Consider the following 16,476-nt stretch of genomic DNA (forward strand, 5'->3'; position numbering starts at 1 on the left):
TAATGCAGAGTGAGTACTCACGTGACTAGCTTGTGAGCCGCCCCTCAAGTGCCGTTTTGGCATCGCGCAGGGCCGGCGGCAGGTTGTGCTGCAGTGTGTCGAACAGCTCCGCATGCAAAGCAAGCTCCGCGCGCCAAGCCGCATCGTCGACGGAGATCACCTGGTCGAACTGTGCCTTGGTGAAGTCGAGACCGCTCCAATCGATATCCTCGTAATGCGGCGAGATGCCAAAGGCATGCTCTTCGCCTTGGGCCACGCCTTCGATACGGCCCACCATCCAGCTCAGTATGCGCATGTTTTCGCCAAAGCCCGGCCAGACGAACTTGCCGTCCGCGCCTTTGCGAAACCAGTTCACACAGAAGATCTTCGGCAGCCTGGCGTTCAGTTGCTCGAGCCGCTCCCCGGTTTTCAGCCAGTGAGCAAAGTAATCGCTCATGTTGTAGCCGCAGAACGGCAGCATCGCGAACGGGTCGCGCCGCACCACGCCCTGCTGGCCGGCCGCCGCGGCGGTGGTCTCCGAGCCCATGGTCGCCGCCATGTAGACCCCTTCGACCCAGTTGCGCGCCTCGGTGACGAGCGGCACCGTGGTCGAGCGGCGGCCGCCGAAGATAAACGCATCGAGCGGCACGCCGGCCGGATTTTCCCAATCCGCATCGATCGACGGACATTGCGACGCCGGCGCTGTAAAGCGTGCGTTCGGATGGGCCGCCTTGCGGCCGGTTTCCTTCGCGATGGCCGGCGTCCAGTCCTTGCCTTGCCAGTCGGTCAAATGGGCAGGCGCCGCGTCGGTCATGCCCTCCCACCAGACGTCGCCGTCGTCGGTCAGCGCCACATTGGTGAAGATGACGTTTTCCTTGAGCGTGGCCATTGCGTTGAAGTTCGTCTTCTTGCTGGTGCCCGGCGCAACGCCGAAGTAGCCGGCCTCCGGATTGATAGCGTAGAGGCGGCCATCCTTGCCAGGCTTGATCCAGGCGATGTCGTCGCCGATCGTCGAGATTTTCCAACCGTTCAGGCCCTCCGGCGGAATCAGCATCGCGAAGTTGGTCTTGCCGCACGCGGACGGAAACGCCGCCGCGACGTGGTGCTTGCGCCCTTGCGGCGAGGTCACGCTGAGAATCAGCATGTGTTCGGCAAGCCAGCCTTCGGCACGGCCCATTGTTGACGCGATGCGCAGCGCGAAGCACTTCTTGCCGAGCAGCGCGTTGCCGCCGTAACCGGAACCGTAGCTCCAGATTTCACGTTGCTCGGGGAAATGCACGATGTATTTAGTGTCGTTGCATGGCCACGGCACGTCTTGCGCCCCCTCGGCGAGCGGTGCGCCCACCGAATGCACGCACGGTACGAAGTCGCCGTCGGCGCCGAGCACGTCGTACACCTCGCGGCCCATGCGCGTCATGATGCGCATGTTGGTGACCACGTACGGGCTGTCGCTCAACTCGACGCCAATATGGGCGATCGGCGAACCGAGCGGACCCATCGAGAACGGCACCACGTACATCGCGCGGCCGCGCATCGCACCGTCGAACAGGCCGTCGAGCGTCGCACGCATCTCCGTGGGCGCGATCCAGTTGTTAGTGGGGCCTGCATCCTCGCGACGCTGCGAGCAAATGAAAGTCCGGTCTTCCACACGGGCGACATCCGAGGGATCGGACCAGGCCAGGTAGGAATTCGGATGTTTGGCTGGATTGAGCTTTCTCAGCGTGCCGGCCGCGACCATCTGCGCGCACAGCCGGTCATATTCTTCCTGCGAGCCGTCGCACCAGACGATCTGATCTGGCTTGGTCAACGCGGCAACGCGCTCCACCCAGTCGATCAGTTTGCGATTTTTGACCCAGCCAGGCGCCTCAATGGCCGGGTGTCCTGCAAAGGCGGGATGATTCATCGAGCTGTCTCCGTTTCGTTTGTAAGCAAAAAGAAAAACGGTACGAGCCCAACGACGCTGCTTGCGAGAGGCGTCAATCCAGTCGCGCCGGCCAACCGGCGCACGATTGTGCAGGTCGTGATGGGCCATCCAGCCTGTTGCGCGGCGCCGTCTGCAAGCAGCCCTCTGAAACCGTCTGTAAAGCGGCTTGCATCGACACGCAACAAACTGTTAAAAACGTTCTCAACTCTTGTCTTTGCGTTGTCATGCCATCTATGTGGCACTTTCTACGATAAGACATCCATCCAGACCAGCATGTGATTTACCTCACATGGTGGGACAGTAAGCTTAACACTCCGTTCCGCACCGTGATGGTGCGTCGCAAAACACCAAGACTATGAAGATTGCCATCCTCGACGATTACCAGGACGCCGTCCGCAAGCTCGACTGCTTTCAACTGCTCGCCGACCACGACGTCAAGGTCTTCAACAACACCGTCCGTGGTCTCGGGCAACTTGCAAGCCGTCTGTCGGAAGTCGACGCGCTGGTGTTGATCCGCGAACGCACCCGCATCAACTCGCAACTGCTCGACAAACTCCCTCATCTGCGCATGATCAGCCAGACAGGCAAGGTGTCGAGCCATATCGATCTGGCCGCCTGTACCGAACGCGGCATCGCCGTGCTGGAAGGCAGCGGCTCGCCGATCGCGCCGGCCGAACTGACCTGGGCTCTTATCATGGCGGCGCAGCGGCGCATTCCACAATACGTGGCAAACCTTAAGCAAGGGGCCTGGCAGCAGTCGGGATTGAAGACCTCCGCCCTGCCGCCGAACTTCGGCCTGGGCCAGGTGTTGCGTGGTCAAACCCTCGGTATCTGGGGCTACGGCAAGATCGGCCGCCTTGTCGCGGGGTATGGCAAAGCGTTCGGCATGGAGGTTCTGGTCTGGGGGCGCGGCAGTACGCTCGAAGCGGCGCGCGCCGACGGTTACAGCGTGGCCGAAAGCCGCGAAGCGCTGTTCGAACAGAGCGATGTGCTGTCCTTGCACCTGCGCCTGCACGACGACACGCGCGGCATCGTCAAGCAGGAGGACCTGCTGCGGATGAAGCCGACCGCGCTGCTGGTCAACACGAGCCGGGCCGAACTGCTGGAAGAAAATGCGCTGGTGAATGCGCTCGCGCGCAACCGGCCGGGGATGGTTGCAATCGACGTCTACGAAAGCGAACCGATTCTGCAGGGCTACAGCCTGCTGCGGATGGAAAACGTGATTTGCACGCCGCACATTGGGTATGTGGAGCGCGAAAGCTACGAGCTGTATTTCGGCGCGGCGTTCAGGAATATCCTGGCGTTCGACAGTGGCGATACGTCGAGTGTGGCGAATCCCGAGGCGTTGCAGGGCGGGCGGCGGCGCTAAGGGTTGAGGCGGCGCTGCGCAAGGCCGCTTCCCGCTTATCGGTCAGCAGCCCACTCGTTTCGTCTCAGCCGTGCAAGGCGGCTTCGAGCAACTGCGGCATGTGCTGCAGGAACTGCTCACCGTCCGAGCGGCCGAGATTGTAGGCGTGCTGCATCTGCGACGGACTCGTGTAATCCCAGCTCGAAATCGGCACCTTGCGCGACGGCTGCACATACAGCCGTTGCTGCGCGCCATGCGGCACGACGAACATCTGCGGACGCGGATAGAGACGCGTGACCATCACGAGCACGTTGCCGGGCGTTTCGTCGAGCGCGCCGACCGGCACGTTGTCGACCATCCCGCCGTCGAGCACCGGCCGGCCGTTGCGCCGCAGAACCGGCGTAAACGGCGGCGTCGAGGACGATTGCAGGATCAGGTCGGCGAGATCCTCGACGCTCGCGCAATCCTGCGCACGCACGAACTCCGGATGAAAACCAAGCGTCTGGCCGAGCGTGGGATGCAGCGTCTTGCGCACGTACTTTTCGATGTTGTACGCGATCAGCCCCGCCGCGACCGCACTGCGTGCGCCGAGCCAGCGCGGCAGGTGCGATACACCGATGCGGATTTCCGGCGCCTGCGCGAGCGCCGCGAACTTCTCGCCGTAGATGTCGAGCAGCGCCTTGCGGTAGATCCGATAGTGAGGAAACACCGATTCGCCGCGCAGCAGATTGCCCCAATAGGCGTTCCTGGTGTTGTGGCGCAGCGCGTCTTCGTAATAGCGCATAACCCAGTCGGAATCGCGCGTGTAGAGCATGCACGCAGTGGCTGCGCCCGCCGAGATGCCGGTAATCACGCGCGGCCGGATCTTCAGTTCCGGCTGCACGATGTCCCAGAAGCCCGCCTGCCACCAGCAGCGATTGCCGCCGCCCGCGAATACGACCTGATCGAACATTGTTCCTTTCCCTTGGGATGCGACGCGCGACGCTTACGAGAGCAGTGCGTAGGTGGTGGTGGCGTGGACCGCCATCTTGCCGTCCTCGTCGAACAATTCGACTTCGCCGAATACCAGGTTGCGGCCCATCCGCAGCACGCGCGCTGTGATCAGCACGTCGCCTTTGCGTACCGCGCGCATGAAGCTGATGTTCAGCGATACGGTGGTCATCGGCTTGAAGCCGTCGAGCGCTGCGGAGATGGCGACGATCATCGCCGTATCGGCCGCCGCCATGAAGACCTGGCCGCAGATCACGCCGCCCGAGTGGCGCAGTTCGCCGGAAAACGGCAGCCGCATCGTGGCGCTCTCTTCGTCGACCTTCACCGGGGTCAGCGCGAGCGTGCGCACCCACGGCGCCAGCACGCGGTCGAGCAGCTCTGCAATCGCTTTGTCATCCATCGTTCGTCCCCGTTGAGCCGCATGAGGCTTCTCGCGGCGTGGTGTGGCGACATGATACCGGGACGGTAGAAATTGCGTGATTTTGGGGGCGGCGAGGCGCTGGCAGGGGCGGGAGGTCGGGGTGGCAAAGTTTTTTTAAGAAATCTGCGAAGGGGGCTTGGCAAGGACGGAAAACTCCTTCATAATTCGCAGTCTGTTGGGGGCGTTAGCTCAGTTGGTAGAGCAGCGGACTCTTAATCCGTAGGTCGAGTGTTCGAGTCACTCACGCCCCACCAAAGAATTCGAAGGGCTACAAACGAAAGTTTGTAGCCCTTTTTGTTTTCTTGCGCCCCTTCCGCCAAAGCCCCGAATTGTGAGATTCGGTAAGCAGCCCCGCGTCGTCTCCCTTGCTCGATATCCGTACAATCGCCCCAGAATAGAACTCGGGCGGCTGCCAGGTGAAAGAGATGCGAGCGCACATCCGGCTTTGTTTTCAAGTTTTTCGATGCCTGTCCGTACTCGCCGCCATTTGCGTCGGCGGCGTCCAGTCCGCGTATGCCGATTGCGTCTCCAACAGCGCCAATCTGCCGCTTGATCTCACGTTGCCAGCAACGAATATTTCCGTATCGCCGAACCTGCCACTAGGCGCCACGCTCGGGTCTGCCCACGTCGCGGCGCCGCAAGATATCCCTTTTGTCTGTAGCGGGAAGTCGAACGCGCGCGAAGTGCGATTGGCAGTGGCTGGGACACCCGTTGCCGATTTCGCAGGCGTCTATCCCACCAATATCGCCGGCGTCGGCATGCGCATCACCGCCAGCGGCGGAAGTTTTGCCGGAATCGACGACGGCCCGCGGCTAGCGCCCTACAAAATCCCGCTGCAGCAGGAGGCAAGCCATCTAACCGGCTTCGCGCTGCAGGTCGACTTTATAAAGACCGGGAACGTGCAGAACGGAACCTTGGCCGCAGGCAAGCTGGTGACTGTGCTCGTCGGCGGGGCCGAGCTCATCGATGTTGCGATCCCGAGCAGCACCGTCCTGTTTGCGACGAATCAGTGCGACGCTGTGCATGTTGGAGGCGTGGTCGGAACAGGCATCAGCACGGCGGGGGCGTTTAGCTACGAAAGCATCGCCGTAGGTACCGGCTGTAATCCTGGAATCGGCGTCATGCTGCAATTGGATCAGGGCTACGTATATGGTCGCGGGGCGCCATTGATTTCGCCGGACTCGAACAACAAGAAGGTTCCCGCAGTACATGACGCCGCCGTCGCCGTTCATTCGCCGAGGAACTACCGGGACCCCAACTCGATCGACGCCTCGGACAGCGGCACCAGCTTCGGCTCCAGTGCTTTCGGTTCGTCTACTAACGGCGCGGGCACATTCGGCGCCAGCGCTTTAAGCGGCAGTGGATTCGGCGGCAATTTTCGCCGGTAAGCAAAGGCTACACGAAGCACGATCAGGGAGTTCTCATCGCCCAGGCCAACTCCTTCTCGTCACAAGATAAAAAAAGGCCCACTTGGAACGGTGGGCCCGATAGAGGAGTGTGTCCATGAAATCGCCTCTCGCAGGAGGCCAAGTCAGTGTAGGCCGCATGGCTGTAGCCTAGGTTTCGAGGCGACTTACACGTTTTACGACAGGTTTCAGGCGTCAGATAGATGAGCGAATGACCAGTTCGTCCGCCGCCACCAAAAACCTGCAAACGCATTTTTCTACAGTTGGCCAGCCGGTCTGAACAGCGGGAAAGGTCTAGTTTTCTCACGCGGGCAGCCTTTCGCCGCCCTGCCAACCACGGCCCCGCATCAACCCGCCATCTGAACGCGGCGTCCGTTTATTTCTCCCTCTCTTCTTCGCAAACCTCACGCCCCACTTGCATCTCCCCAAAATACTGTATAAATTCACAGTATGTATGTTCATACAGTGGGAGTCAGGCCATGAACCAGCTTATCCGCATCTTGAACGACGATGACCGCGAGACGCTTGCCTGGTTGTGCAAGCATGCCGGCGATGCACGCGTGGCGGCCGCTGCGCGGCATCTGGGAGGCAACGGCAAGCCGTACCTGTCCGCGGTCTGCCGCTACCTGGGCGTGCGCCCGCCTATGCCGCGTCAGCGCATCCGGCCCATTGAGGACTGCACCGTCGGCGATAGCCACCTCGCCAAGATCCGCCAGTTGCTCGCCCAGCGAAGCCCGGCTCCATCGAAACATCACCTTTAACGCAATGCGTCGCCCCGATCTCCAAGGAAGATAAGACCATGATCAACGCCACGGCCTTCGATGCGGATGTCCGCGACATCGATCCCATTGCCCTCGAACGCGCACTCCGGAGCGCGTCGCTCGACCTCCAGCAGGTCATCGTCACCGTCGCAAGGCGCTACCTCGATAGCGGTCGTCGCGCTTACCCGATCGGGGGGCGGGTGCCGACCTGGCGCACGCTGCAAACGATCGACGAACAGGTGTTCGAGAACCCCGGCTTCCGGGCGAGACACAAGGAGCACGTCCGGGAGATGTTTGTCCGGTTTGGCGACAGCCGTCTTTCTTCCGGAGCAGATCTTGACGAACCGGTTGACTGGCGTCGTGACGACGATGACCTGCCGGTGGTCTATCTAACCGTACGCGCGCTGCTCCAGGCCGGCTCGACCAACGCCGGCGGATCGGACTCGGACTAACGAATCGGATTAGAAACGTCTGCTTGCCAGCCGAATTGCGATAGTTATATTATGACTAGATACATCCACACTAGTCATAAGCCATGGTCCGTCACTCGCCCCTCGCCCTTGCCGTTCTCGCGATGCTCACCGAAGCGCCGCTGCATCCCTACCGGATGCAGCAGCTCATCAAGGCGCGCGGCAAGGACGAGGTAATCAACGTCGGCCAGCGCAACAGCCTCTACCAGACCATCGACCGTCTGCTGCGCGGCGACCTGATCGCGATCCGCGAAACCGAGCGCGACGGCGCGTTCCCCGAGCGCACGGTCTACGAAATCACCGAAGCCGGTCGCGATACCGCCCGGCTTTGGCTACGCGAGCAGCTTGCGCAACCGGCGCGCGAATTCCCGGCGTTCCCGGCCGCGCTCTCGTTCCTGCCGCTGCTGTCGCCCGACGATGTGCGCCGGCAACTCGAAACCCGCATTAGCGCACTCGACCGCGAACTGGCGCGCTTCGACGCCGCCACCGAAGAAGCCACCTCGATCGACGTCCCGCGCCTGTTCCTGCTGGAAGGCGAACTGGTGCGCGCGCAGCTCGTGGTGGAGCGCGACTGGGTCAGCAGCGTCGTCGCCGACCTGAAGGCCGGCACGCTGACATGGAGCCCGGAGTGGCTCGAAGAGATTGCCAAACGCTTCACCCTCCCCTCCGATGCATTCGCCTACAAGCCGGTCAAGCCCACCGCCAGGAAGGAAACCCAAGCATGAGCCGCGAACCCTTGAACGTCATGATCATCGGCGCCGGCACCGGTGGCCTGTGTCTCGCGCACGGTTTGAAGCAAGCCGGCCTCAATGTCGCCGTCTACGAGCGCGACCGCACCCGTGTCGACGGCCTGCAGGGCTACCGCGTCGGCATCAACGATCAGGGCGTTGCTGCGCTGAAGGCCTGTCTGCCGCCCGACCTGTTCGCCACCTTTCTCGCCACCTGCGCGCGCACGCCCGGCCACTTCAATATCCTGACGGAGCGCCTGACTGAGTTGCTGTGCGTGCCGATTGACGACGAAGCGCTGAGCGGCGGCAAATCGGTCAGCCGGATGACGTTGCGGCAGGTTTTGCTCACGGGTTTGGAAGACCACGTGCACTTCGACAAGACCTTCACCGCCTACGAACAACACGCCGACGGCAGCGTCACCGCGCATTTCGCCGACGGCACGCACGCCACTGCCGACCTGCTAGTCGGCGCAGATGGGGCGCGCTCGAAGGTACGTCGGCAGTTGCTGCCGGAGGCGCGGCTCGAAAACACCGGCATTGTCAGTATCGCGGCCAAGGTGCCGATGACCGAAGCATCGCGCGCGCTGCTGCCGCCCAAAGTGCTGGACGGCATCACGCTGATCAACGCGCCGAAAGGCTTCGGCGGGATCATTCATGTCATGGAGTTCCCGTGGGGTGCGCGAGGCCTGAAGGAAGGCATAGGCAGCAGCGACGCCGGTCTGCTCGCGCGCTGGCCGGGTCTGCTGTTCGACAACAGTCGCGACTATCTGATGTGGGGCGTTTGGGGCGCATTGCGCAATCTGCCGGCCGATCCGAAATCGCTTGGACAGCCGGCGTTGCTCGCCCTCGCCACCGAAATCACCGACGGCTGGCATCCCAATCTGCGCGCGCTGATTCGCGCGTCCGATCCGGGCACGGCCTTTAGTGTCGATGTCCGCACATCGCTGCCGGTCGAGGAGTGGCCGACCACCAACGTGACGGTCCTCGGCGATGCCGTGCATCTGATGACGCCGGGCCGCGGTGTCGGCGCCAATACGGCCTTGCGCGACGCGGCGCTGCTGGCTGCGCGACTAGGCGATGCGCAAAGAGGCAGGCTGTCGGGATACGACGCCGTCGCAGGATACGAGGCCGAGATGCGCCGCTATGGCTTCCACGCGGTGGCGGAATCGCGCAAGCAGTTCGACGATCGCGGTGCGCTGCATCGTCCGGTGGTCGGACGGATGGCGCTCGGCGCAATGCGCACCGGCCTGCGCGTGGTGAACAATGTGCCCTTGCTCAAGCGTCGCCTGATCAACGCCGAAAACGCGCTTCGCAGCGCCGATCAGGTCGCACAAAACAACTGATACGCCCTACTTCGGCGTGACGTCGATGTTGCCCAGGTATTTTTGCGCGAGCGTCTTCACCGTGCCGTCGGCCTGCACTTTGGCAATCGCCGCATTGAGCTGCTCACGCAGCGCGGTGTCGCCTTTGCGCAATCCGAACGCAATCCCGCTGCCGAGGATCTTGTCGTCACGAACCGGCTGACCGGCAAAGGAGAAGTCCTTGCCATCCGGCCTCGACAGGAACGCGCCTTGCGCGGAAGGCGCCAGCACGAGCGTCGCGTCGAGCCGCCCTGCACCGAGGTCCGCGTAGATCTGGTTCTGATCCTGATATGACACGACGTTCACGCCCGCGGCTTCCCAGTGCACTTTCGCGTACGTTTCCTGAATCGACGCCTGCAGCACACCCACGCGCTTGCCCTTCAACGATTCCGGCGTCGGTTCGAGGCCGCTGCCGTTCCTTGCAACCAACTGTGTCGGCACGCGATAAATCACATTGGTGAAATCGATCGCCTGCCTGCGCTTCTCGGTGGCGTTCATCGCCGAGTTGATCGCGTCGAACTTGCGGCCCTCGAGCGCGGGGATCAAGCCGTCGAATGAGGTTTCGACCCACTTGCAGCTCAGGTGCGCCGCCGTGCAGACGGCATTGCCAATATCGATATCGAGGCCTTGCAAGTCACCGTTCGGCCCTTTCGATTCGAACGGCGGATATTGCGCTTCGAGACCGAAACGCAGCGTGCCGGTATCGGCGGCAAACGCGGATACGGATGCCAGCGCGCATGCCAGCGCCAACAGGGGTTTCAGCAGTTTCATCATGGATTCGTCACCTTGAATTCGACGTTATATCAAGTCTGTAGGTCGCGATGCCGGCGACCGGCAGCGGCGCTCGTCAGATCGCACAGAGGCGTCGCGCACCTTCGATCAGCGTGGCATCGTCCTTCGAAAAACTCAGCCGGATCAGACCGGAATCCGTGCCGTCGGCGTAGAACGCCGACAGGGGAATCGTCGCCACGCGGGCATCGCGAATCAGGCGCAAGACGAAGTCGCTATCGCGTTCGTCGGAGAAGCCGCGAAAACGCGCGAGCATGAAGAAGCTGCCTTCGCTCGGCAGCAATTCGAAGCGCGAGTCGCGCAACGCATCCGTGAGCAAATCGCGCTTGTGTTGATAGAACGCGGACAACCCGAGATAGGTTTGCGGATTCGCGAGCGCTTCGACGAACGCGTATTGCATCGGCGTATCGGCGGAAAACACCATGAACTGATGGACCTTGCGGATCTCGTCCATCAGCTCGGCGGGCGCGAGGCAATAGCCGACGCGCCACCCGGTCACGTGATACGACTTGCCGAACGACGACACGATCACGCTGCGCTCCGCCAGTTCTGCGTGGCACGCCATGCTCTGATGCCGCGCGCCGTCGAACACGACGTGCTCGTAGACCTCGTCGGCCAGCACCACGATATCGGTGTTACGGGTGACGGTCTTCAGGCGTTCGATGTCAGCGTCGTTGAACACGGTCGCCGTCGGGTTATGCGGCGTGTTGACGATGATCATGCGGGTCTTCGGTGTGATCGCCGCGGCGACCTCGTCCCAGTTCACCCGGAAATCCGTCAGCGACAGTTTGATCGGAACGGGCGTTGCGCCTTGCAGGCGCACGATCGGCGCGTAGCTGTCGAAGGAAGGCTCGAAGTAGATCACCTCGTCGCCTGGATGCACAAGCGCGCTGATCGTCGAATACAGCCCCTCGCTTGCGCTGGCGATCACGGTGACTTCGCTAGCCGGGTCATAGCGCACGCCGTAGAGCGTCTCGACCTTGCTGGCAAGCGCTTCGCGCAGCGCGGCGATGCCGGCCATCGGCGCGTACTGGTTATGTCCGGCGCGCATGGCGGCGGCGACGCCGTCCACCAGTTGCGGATCCGGCGAGAAGTTCGGCGCACCTTGCGAGAGGTTCAGCGCTTCGTATTGGGCGGCCAACTGGCCGATCACGGTAAAAATCGTCGTGCCTACATCAGGCAATTTTGAGCGGGCGTGCAAGGCGCTCTGCATGGGGCTGTCTCCGTCTAACGGCAAAGCAGCGGAGCGCGTTGTCCCTTGCGCTCCAGCCGGTTTGACGATTAGGCATCAGCCAGTGCTCGGTCACAATCGATTGTTTGTCATGCGCGGCATGCGTTTACGTCATGGCAACCGGAGCGCCGCGCGAAGCGGATGCCCGGGCGAGCGCAGCCGGTCATGACGTTTACTCGTCCATCAAGCGGACTTTGACCTTCTTGCCCTTCACCTTGCCGGCGCTGAGCTTGCGCAGTGCGTCGCGGGCGACGCTGCGCTCGACGGCAACGTACGTCGAGAATTCGGTCACGTTGATCTTGCCGATCTGCGTGCCGGCGAAACCCGCTTCGCCGGTCAGTGCGCCGAGCACGTCGCCGGGGCGGATCTTTTCTTTGCGGCCGCCAAGAATCTGGAGCGTTTCCATCGGCGGCAGCAGGCGTTCGTTGCTGGTCGAAGTCAGCTCGGAGAGCGGATGCCATTCGACCTCACGCCCCTGTGCCTGTTCGAGACTGCCGACGCGGCCCATCTCGTTCATGCTGGCGAGACTCAGCGCCCAGCCCTCCTGATCGGCACGGCCGGTGCGGCCGATCCGGTGCACGTGCACCTCGGGATCAGGCGTCACGTCGACGTTGATCACCGCTTCGAGTTGCGCGATGTCCAGACCGCGCGCTGCGACGTCCGTCGCCACCAGCACCGAGCAACTCCGGTTCGCGAACTGGATCAGCACCTGATCGCGCTCGCGCTGATCGAGTTCGCCGTGCAGCGCGAGCGCATGAAAACCCTGCGCGCGCAGCACGTCGAGCAGATCGCGGCACTGCTGCTTGGTATTGCAAAACGCCAGCGTGCTCACCGGACGGTAGTGATTCAGCAGCAGGCCGACTGCGTGCAGCCGCCCGTCTTCCGTCACTTCATAGAAGCGTTGCCGGATCTTGCTGTCGTCGTGGCGCTCCTCGAGCTTCACTTCCTTCGGACTGCGCAGGAACTGCTGGCTCAGTTTGACGATGCCGTCCGGATACGTGGCGGAGAACAGCAGCGTCTGGCGTTCCTTCGGACATTGACGGACCACGGTGGCGATATCGTCGAAGAAACCCATATCCAGCATCCGGTCGGCTTCGTCTAGCACCAGCGTGTTCAGCGCGCCCAGCGCGAGACTGCCGCGCTCGAGGTGATCCATGATGCGGCCCGGCGTGCCGACCACGATATGGGCGCCTTGTTCGAGGCTCGCGGTCTGCGGACGCATCGGCGTGCCGCCGCACAGCGTCAGCACCTTGATGTTCTGTTCGGCGCGCGCGAGGCGGCGGATTTCCTGGGTGACCTGATCGGCCAGTTCGCGCGTCGGGCACAGCACCATCGCCTGCACGTCGAAGTTGCGCGCGTCGAGGCGCGCCAGCAACGCGAGCGAAAACGCCGCGGTCTTGCCGCTGCCGGTTTTCGCCTGGGCAATCAGATCGTGCCCGGCCAACGCGATCGGCAGGCTCGCGGCCTGGATCGGCGTCATGTCGAGATAGCCGAGTTGCGTGAGATTGGTGAGCATTGCCGGCGCCAGCGGCAGCAGGCTGAACGAGGTGCCTGGGGACGCGGCGGCGGTCGTGGGACTGTTCATGTGTCGAGGGCTCGGGTGGGCTTACAGGAAAGGACGGCCGTCGATCTGCTCGTAGACCACCGAGCCATCGTCCGCGTCGAAGCGCTCGACGTAATTGCGCGCGCCGCACAGCGGACAACGGAACAGGAGCCCCTGGCCCTCGTTCTTGATGACGACGTCCGCTTGCTCCCACTGCGCTTCGCAGGACTGGTTTCTACACTTGAACACGTTGATTCTCCAACTTCGATGCGTTGATTGGTTCGGCCCTGCAGCAGGCATCGCGCGTGCGGCAGGGCAGCAGGTTCGACCGGGGCGAAGCCCGCTCAACCCAGATGGGTGTGCCGGGAACGGGGTGCGCTCACTTCCATGTCGGTCAGCCCGTGGACGATGCCGCAATCCTCGACGGCCTGTTCGACCTGACATTGCTCACGCAACGTCGTCAATTGCGCCTTGAGTTGCTTCAGCTCATCGATCCGCGTATCGACGTGCGCAATGTGCTCGTCGATCAGCGCGTTGATCGCGCCGCAGCCGTCGGCCGGGGCGTCGGTCAGGCGCAGCAGGGCGCGGATCTCGTCGTGAGTCATGTCGAGCGCCCGGCAGTTGCGGATGAAACGCAGGCGTTCGACGTGCCGCGCCGTATAGCTGCGGTAATTCGCTTCGGTGCGGTCCGCTTCGGGCAACAGGCCCTCTTTTTCGTAGAAGCGGATGGTTTCCGTGGTGCAGTGGGCAATCTTCGCGAGTTCGCCGATTTTCATGGAGCCTCCCGATTGCGGCCTTGACCTTGTAGTGGCTTCAAGGTGTTTACTAGACCACAAATCTAGCCAGGAAGCCACCATGCCTAACGCCAGCCACGCCGAAACGCACCGTCACGAACCCGGTGAATCGTGTGCTCACGCCCACCAGGAGCGGGTTCTGAAGGGTACGGACGACCATGAACATGGTCATGCCGGTCATCAGCCACAACCGCATGCGCACGCGAAACACGATGACCACGCGCACGCCGGCGGGAGCTGCGGGCACGATCATGATGGGGATGTCACTGTCGTCGAGGGGGATGAGCATGCCCATTTGCACAATCACGACGAGGTCGACGGTAAAGGGGCTGGATGCGGACACGCGCATAGCCGCGCCGATGGACACAAGCATGAGCATGCCCATGACCACGCCGACGCTCACGAGCACAACCACGCTGGCGGCCATAACCACGCCCACGATCACGCCGACTCCTGCTGCTCCGCCGCCCCCGCCGTCCTGGCCAAGCTTTCCGGGCCGGAAACGGTCGGCGGCAACGTACGCACCTCGATCCGCATCATGCAGATGGACTGCCCGACCGAAGAGGCACTGATCCGCAAGAAGCTGGGCCGCATGCCTTACGTGCGCAGCCTCGACTTCAACCTGATGCAGCGCGTGCTCACGGTCGTGCACGCCCCGGACGCACTGGGTTCGATCCTGGCAAGTCTGCGCTCGCTCGACTTCGACCCGCAACTGGCCGACGCCGCCGCCCCGCTGGACAGCGTCCCCGCCACGCCACCCAAGCCCTGGTGGCCGCTGGCGCTGGCCGGCGCGGCAGCCGTGGGCTCGGAAGCGGGTAGCTGGCTCGGCGCACCCACTTGGCTCGCGGCGGCGCTGGCGATCATCGCGGTGCTCTCGTGCGGCCTGACCACCTACAAAAAAGGCTGGCTGGCGATCCGCAACGGCAACCTCAACATCAACGCGCTGATGAGCATCGCGGTCACCGGCGCGCTGATCCTGCGCCAATGGCCGGAAGCGGCGATGGTGATGGTGCTGTTCACGATTGCCGAACTGATCGAAGCCAAATCGCTGGACCGCGCCCGCAACGCGATCAAGGGCTTGATGCAACTGACGCCCGAACAGGCTACGGTCAAGCAGCCCAACGGCAACTGGAGCGCGGTAGATATCAAGTCGGTCGCGCCGGGCAACATCGTGCGCGTGAAGCCGGGTGAGCGCATCGGGCTGGACGGAGAGATCGTCGCGGGCCGCTCGAGCGTGAACCAGGCGCCGATCACCGGCGAAAGCCTGCCGGTCGACAAGTCCGAGGGCGACGCCGTGTTCGCCGGCACCATCAACCAGGCCGGCTCTTTCGACTATCGCGTGACCGCCGCGGCCAGCAACACGACGCTGGCGCGCATCATCCACGCCGTCGAAGAAGCCCAAGGCTCCAAAGCGCCGACGCAGCGCTTCGTCGATCAGTTCGCCCGCGTCTACACGCCGATCGTGTTCGCGGTGGCGTTGGCTGTGGCGGTGGTCCCGCCGCTGCTGTTCGGCGGTGTGTGGCACGACTGGGTCTACAAGGCGCTGGTGATGCTGGTGATCGCCTGTCCGTGTGCGCTGGTGATCTCCACCCCGGTGACGATCGTCAGCGGCCTCGCCGCCGCCGCCCGCCACGGCATCCTCATCAAGGGCGGCGCGTACCTCGAGCAGGGCCGCAAGCTGAAGTGGCTCGCCCTCGACAAAACCGGCACGATCACGCACGGCAAGCCGGTGCAGACAGACTTCGAACTGCGCGCGGATCTGGACCTCGCTCGTTGCCGCAACCTCGCCGCCAGCCTGGCTGGCCGCTCGGATCATCCGGTGTCGCAAGCCATTGCGAGCGCGGCGAAAGCCGACGGCATCGCGACGTCGAAGGTTGAAGGCTTCGAAGCGATTCTGGGCCGCGGCGTAAGCGGCACGATCGACGGCGTGTCGTATCTGCTCGGCAACCACCGCCTCGTTCACGAACTCGGCCGCTGCTCGCAGGCTCTCGAAGCCCGGTTAGACACGCTCGAGCGTCAGGGCAAGACCGTCGTGATGCTGGTGGATGCCAACAACGTGCTGGCCCTCTTCGCGGTCGCCGATACGGTGAAGGAAAGCAGCCGCGCGGCGATTGCCGACTTGCACACGCTGGGCGTGCAGACCGCCATGCTGACCGGCGACAACCCGCATACGGCGGACGCGATCGCCCAGCAGGTCGGCATCGATCAGGCGCGCGGCGACCAGTTGCCGGAGGACAAGCTCAAGGCGGTGGAAGGGCTCGCGGCGAATGGCGCGACGGTCGGGATGGTCGGCGACGGCATCAACGATGCGCCGGCGCTCGCGCGGGCCGACATCGGCTTCGCGATGGGCGCGATGGGCACCGACACCGCCATCGAAACAGCGGACGTCGCCCTGATGGACGACAATCTGCGCAAGATTCCGCTCTTCATCAAGCTCTCGCAGGCGACGCACTCGGTGCTGGTGCAGAACATTGCGCTGGCGCTTGGCGTGAAGGCGGTGTTTCTGACGCTCACGCTGATGGGCTACGGCACGATGTGGATGGCCGTCTTCGCCGATGCAGGCGCCAGCCTGCTGGTGGTTGGCAACGGGCTGAGACTGCTGCGCAAGTGAGCGCGCCGTAGCGAATCGAGTGGCGCGTCGGGTTGGTTATCGGTCTAGCTACGCTGGGCGAGGCTTTGCGTAGGACCGCTAAAGCGCCAACTCTGGTCGACCGCCTTGTATGGAACCAGA

The 16,476-nt window shown here is 63.2% G+C and carries 16 protein-coding genes and 1 tRNA gene; 8 read left to right on the plus strand and 9 right to left on the minus strand.

Annotated features, from left to right (window positions below; all coding sequences use genetic code 11):
• Window positions 1–25 precede the first annotated feature (25 nt).
• Window positions 26–1,882 carry a phosphoenolpyruvate carboxykinase (GTP) gene (locus tag AC1ECK_RS03350; RefSeq protein ID WP_480315850.1) on the minus strand — a complete coding sequence of 619 codons (1,857 nt, stop codon included), beginning with the start codon at window positions 1,880–1,882 and terminating at the stop codon, window positions 26–28.
• Between the two features lie 376 nt (window positions 1,883–2,258).
• Here AC1ECK_RS03350 and AC1ECK_RS03355 point away from each other — a divergent pair, with 376 nt between their 5' ends.
• Window positions 2,259–3,272 (plus strand): D-2-hydroxyacid dehydrogenase family protein, encoded by a 1,014-nt coding sequence (locus AC1ECK_RS03355; RefSeq protein WP_480315852.1) that lies wholly within the window; start codon window positions 2,259–2,261, stop codon window positions 3,270–3,272.
• 64 nt (window positions 3,273–3,336) lie between these two features.
• Here the strand turns inward: AC1ECK_RS03355 and AC1ECK_RS03360 are convergent, their stop codons facing one another.
• Together AC1ECK_RS03360 and AC1ECK_RS03365 are read right to left on the minus strand one after the other, a co-directional pair.
• Window positions 3,337–4,203: a patatin-like phospholipase family protein gene (locus AC1ECK_RS03360; protein WP_480315854.1), complete on the minus strand. Its 867-nt coding sequence runs from the start codon at window positions 4,201–4,203 to the stop codon at window positions 3,337–3,339.
• 33 nt (window positions 4,204–4,236) lie between these two features.
• The gene (locus AC1ECK_RS03365; RefSeq protein WP_074263033.1) at window positions 4,237–4,641 is read right to left on the minus strand and encodes a PaaI family thioesterase; all 405 of its coding nucleotides are present in this window, start codon (window positions 4,639–4,641) and stop codon (window positions 4,237–4,239) included.
• Between the two features lie 199 nt (window positions 4,642–4,840).
• Here AC1ECK_RS03365 and AC1ECK_RS03370 point away from each other — a divergent pair.
• The 6 genes from AC1ECK_RS03370 to AC1ECK_RS03395 all read left to right on the plus strand — a co-directional run bounded on the left by AC1ECK_RS03370 (window position 4,841) and on the right by AC1ECK_RS03395 (window position 9,370).
• A tRNA-Lys gene (locus AC1ECK_RS03370) sits at window positions 4,841–4,916 on the plus strand.
• 171 nt (window positions 4,917–5,087) lie between these two features.
• Complete coding sequence (locus AC1ECK_RS03375) at window positions 5,088–6,050, plus strand: hypothetical protein (protein WP_480315857.1); 963 nt, start codon at window positions 5,088–5,090, stop codon at window positions 6,048–6,050.
• A 497-nt stretch (window positions 6,051–6,547) separates the two neighbouring features.
• Window positions 6,548–6,829 carry a CppA family protein gene (locus AC1ECK_RS03380; RefSeq protein WP_480315859.1) on the plus strand — a complete coding sequence of 94 codons (282 nt, stop codon included), beginning with the start codon at window positions 6,548–6,550 and terminating at the stop codon, window positions 6,827–6,829.
• Window positions 6,830–6,867: 38 nt separating this feature from the next.
• Window positions 6,868–7,281 (plus strand): DUF2471 domain-containing protein, encoded by a 414-nt coding sequence (locus AC1ECK_RS03385; protein WP_480315861.1) that lies wholly within the window; start codon window positions 6,868–6,870, stop codon window positions 7,279–7,281.
• An 83-nt stretch (window positions 7,282–7,364) separates the two neighbouring features.
• Window positions 7,365–8,024 carry a PadR family transcriptional regulator gene (locus tag AC1ECK_RS03390; RefSeq protein ID WP_480315864.1) on the plus strand — a complete coding sequence of 220 codons (660 nt, stop codon included), beginning with the start codon at window positions 7,365–7,367 and terminating at the stop codon, window positions 8,022–8,024.
• A complete protein-coding gene (locus AC1ECK_RS03395) occupies window positions 8,021–9,370 on the plus strand; it encodes an FAD-dependent oxidoreductase (protein ID WP_480315866.1) in 1,350 nt (449 codons plus the stop codon). The genes AC1ECK_RS03390 and AC1ECK_RS03395 overlap by 4 nt, the downstream gene beginning before the upstream one ends.
• A gap of 6 nt (window positions 9,371–9,376) precedes the next feature.
• On the opposite strand, the gene AC1ECK_RS03400 is transcribed toward AC1ECK_RS03395, so the two are convergent.
• From AC1ECK_RS03400 to AC1ECK_RS03425, 6 genes are all read right to left on the minus strand, one after another.
• Window positions 9,377–10,159, minus strand: a complete 783-nt coding sequence (locus tag AC1ECK_RS03400) for an ABC transporter substrate-binding protein (RefSeq protein ID WP_480316461.1) — start codon at window positions 10,157–10,159, stop codon at window positions 9,377–9,379.
• Window positions 10,160–10,235: 76 nt separating this feature from the next.
• On the minus strand, window positions 10,236–11,390 hold the full coding sequence (locus AC1ECK_RS03405; protein ID WP_480315868.1) for a methionine aminotransferase: 1,155 nt from the start codon (window positions 11,388–11,390) through the stop codon (window positions 10,236–10,238).
• Window positions 11,391–11,580: 190 nt separating this feature from the next.
• Window positions 11,581–12,993, minus strand: coding sequence for an ATP-dependent RNA helicase DbpA (gene dbpA / locus AC1ECK_RS03410; protein ID WP_480315870.1), 1,413 nt, complete (start codon window positions 12,991–12,993; stop codon window positions 11,581–11,583).
• 21 nt (window positions 12,994–13,014) lie between these two features.
• A complete protein-coding gene (locus tag AC1ECK_RS03415) occupies window positions 13,015–13,200 on the minus strand; it encodes a hypothetical protein (protein ID WP_480315872.1) in 186 nt (61 codons plus the stop codon).
• Between the two features lie 95 nt (window positions 13,201–13,295).
• Window positions 13,296–13,727 carry a Cd(II)/Pb(II)-responsive transcriptional regulator gene (gene cadR / locus AC1ECK_RS03420; RefSeq protein ID WP_480315874.1) on the minus strand — a complete coding sequence of 144 codons (432 nt, stop codon included), beginning with the start codon at window positions 13,725–13,727 and terminating at the stop codon, window positions 13,296–13,298.
• A 49-nt stretch (window positions 13,728–13,776) separates the two neighbouring features.
• Window positions 13,777–14,190 carry a hypothetical protein gene (locus AC1ECK_RS03425; protein ID WP_480315876.1) on the minus strand — a complete coding sequence of 138 codons (414 nt, stop codon included), beginning with the start codon at window positions 14,188–14,190 and terminating at the stop codon, window positions 13,777–13,779.
• 93 nt (window positions 14,191–14,283) lie between these two features.
• Here AC1ECK_RS03425 and AC1ECK_RS03430 point away from each other — a divergent pair, with 93 nt between their 5' ends.
• Window positions 14,284–16,356 carry a heavy metal translocating P-type ATPase gene (locus tag AC1ECK_RS03430; RefSeq protein ID WP_480315878.1) on the plus strand — a complete coding sequence of 691 codons (2,073 nt, stop codon included), beginning with the start codon at window positions 14,284–14,286 and terminating at the stop codon, window positions 16,354–16,356.
• The last annotated feature ends 120 nt before the right edge of the window (window positions 16,357–16,476 follow it).

It is taken from the genome of Paraburkholderia sp. SSBN10T, from assembly GCF_056619545.1.

What these genes read in the sequence shown, in the direction of transcription:
- AC1ECK_RS03395 (WP_480315866.1), top strand. Translation starts at nt 8,021, where the DNA reads ATGAGCCGCGAACCCTTGAACGTCATGATCATCGGCGCCGGCACCGGT.
- AC1ECK_RS03390 (WP_480315864.1), top strand. Translation starts at nt 7,365, where the DNA reads ATGGTCCGTCACTCGCCCCTCGCCCTTGCCGTTCTCGCGATGCTCACC.
- AC1ECK_RS03360 (WP_480315854.1), bottom strand. Translation starts at nt 4,203, where the DNA reads ATGTTCGATCAGGTCGTATTCGCGGGCGGCGGCAATCGCTGCTGGTGG.
- dbpA (WP_480315870.1), bottom strand. Translation starts at nt 12,993, where the DNA reads ATGAACAGTCCCACGACCGCCGCCGCGTCCCCAGGCACCTCGTTCAGC.
- AC1ECK_RS03355 (WP_480315852.1), top strand. Translation starts at nt 2,259, where the DNA reads ATGAAGATTGCCATCCTCGACGATTACCAGGACGCCGTCCGCAAGCTC.
- AC1ECK_RS03375 (WP_480315857.1), top strand. Translation starts at nt 5,088, where the DNA reads ATGCGAGCGCACATCCGGCTTTGTTTTCAAGTTTTTCGATGCCTGTCC.
- AC1ECK_RS03400 (WP_480316461.1), bottom strand. Translation starts at nt 10,159, where the DNA reads ATGAAACTGCTGAAACCCCTGTTGGCGCTGGCATGCGCGCTGGCATCC.
- AC1ECK_RS03430 (WP_480315878.1), top strand. Translation starts at nt 14,284, where the DNA reads ATGCAGATGGACTGCCCGACCGAAGAGGCACTGATCCGCAAGAAGCTG.
- AC1ECK_RS03385 (WP_480315861.1), top strand. Translation starts at nt 6,868, where the DNA reads ATGATCAACGCCACGGCCTTCGATGCGGATGTCCGCGACATCGATCCC.
- AC1ECK_RS03365 (WP_074263033.1), bottom strand. Translation starts at nt 4,641, where the DNA reads ATGGATGACAAAGCGATTGCAGAGCTGCTCGACCGCGTGCTGGCGCCG.
- cadR (WP_480315874.1), bottom strand. Translation starts at nt 13,727, where the DNA reads ATGAAAATCGGCGAACTCGCGAAGATTGCCCACTGCACCACGGAAACC.
- AC1ECK_RS03380 (WP_480315859.1), top strand. Translation starts at nt 6,548, where the DNA reads ATGAACCAGCTTATCCGCATCTTGAACGACGATGACCGCGAGACGCTT.
- AC1ECK_RS03405 (WP_480315868.1), bottom strand. Translation starts at nt 11,390, where the DNA reads ATGCAGAGCGCCTTGCACGCCCGCTCAAAATTGCCTGATGTAGGCACG.
- AC1ECK_RS03350 (WP_480315850.1), bottom strand. Translation starts at nt 1,882, where the DNA reads ATGAATCATCCCGCCTTTGCAGGACACCCGGCCATTGAGGCGCCTGGC.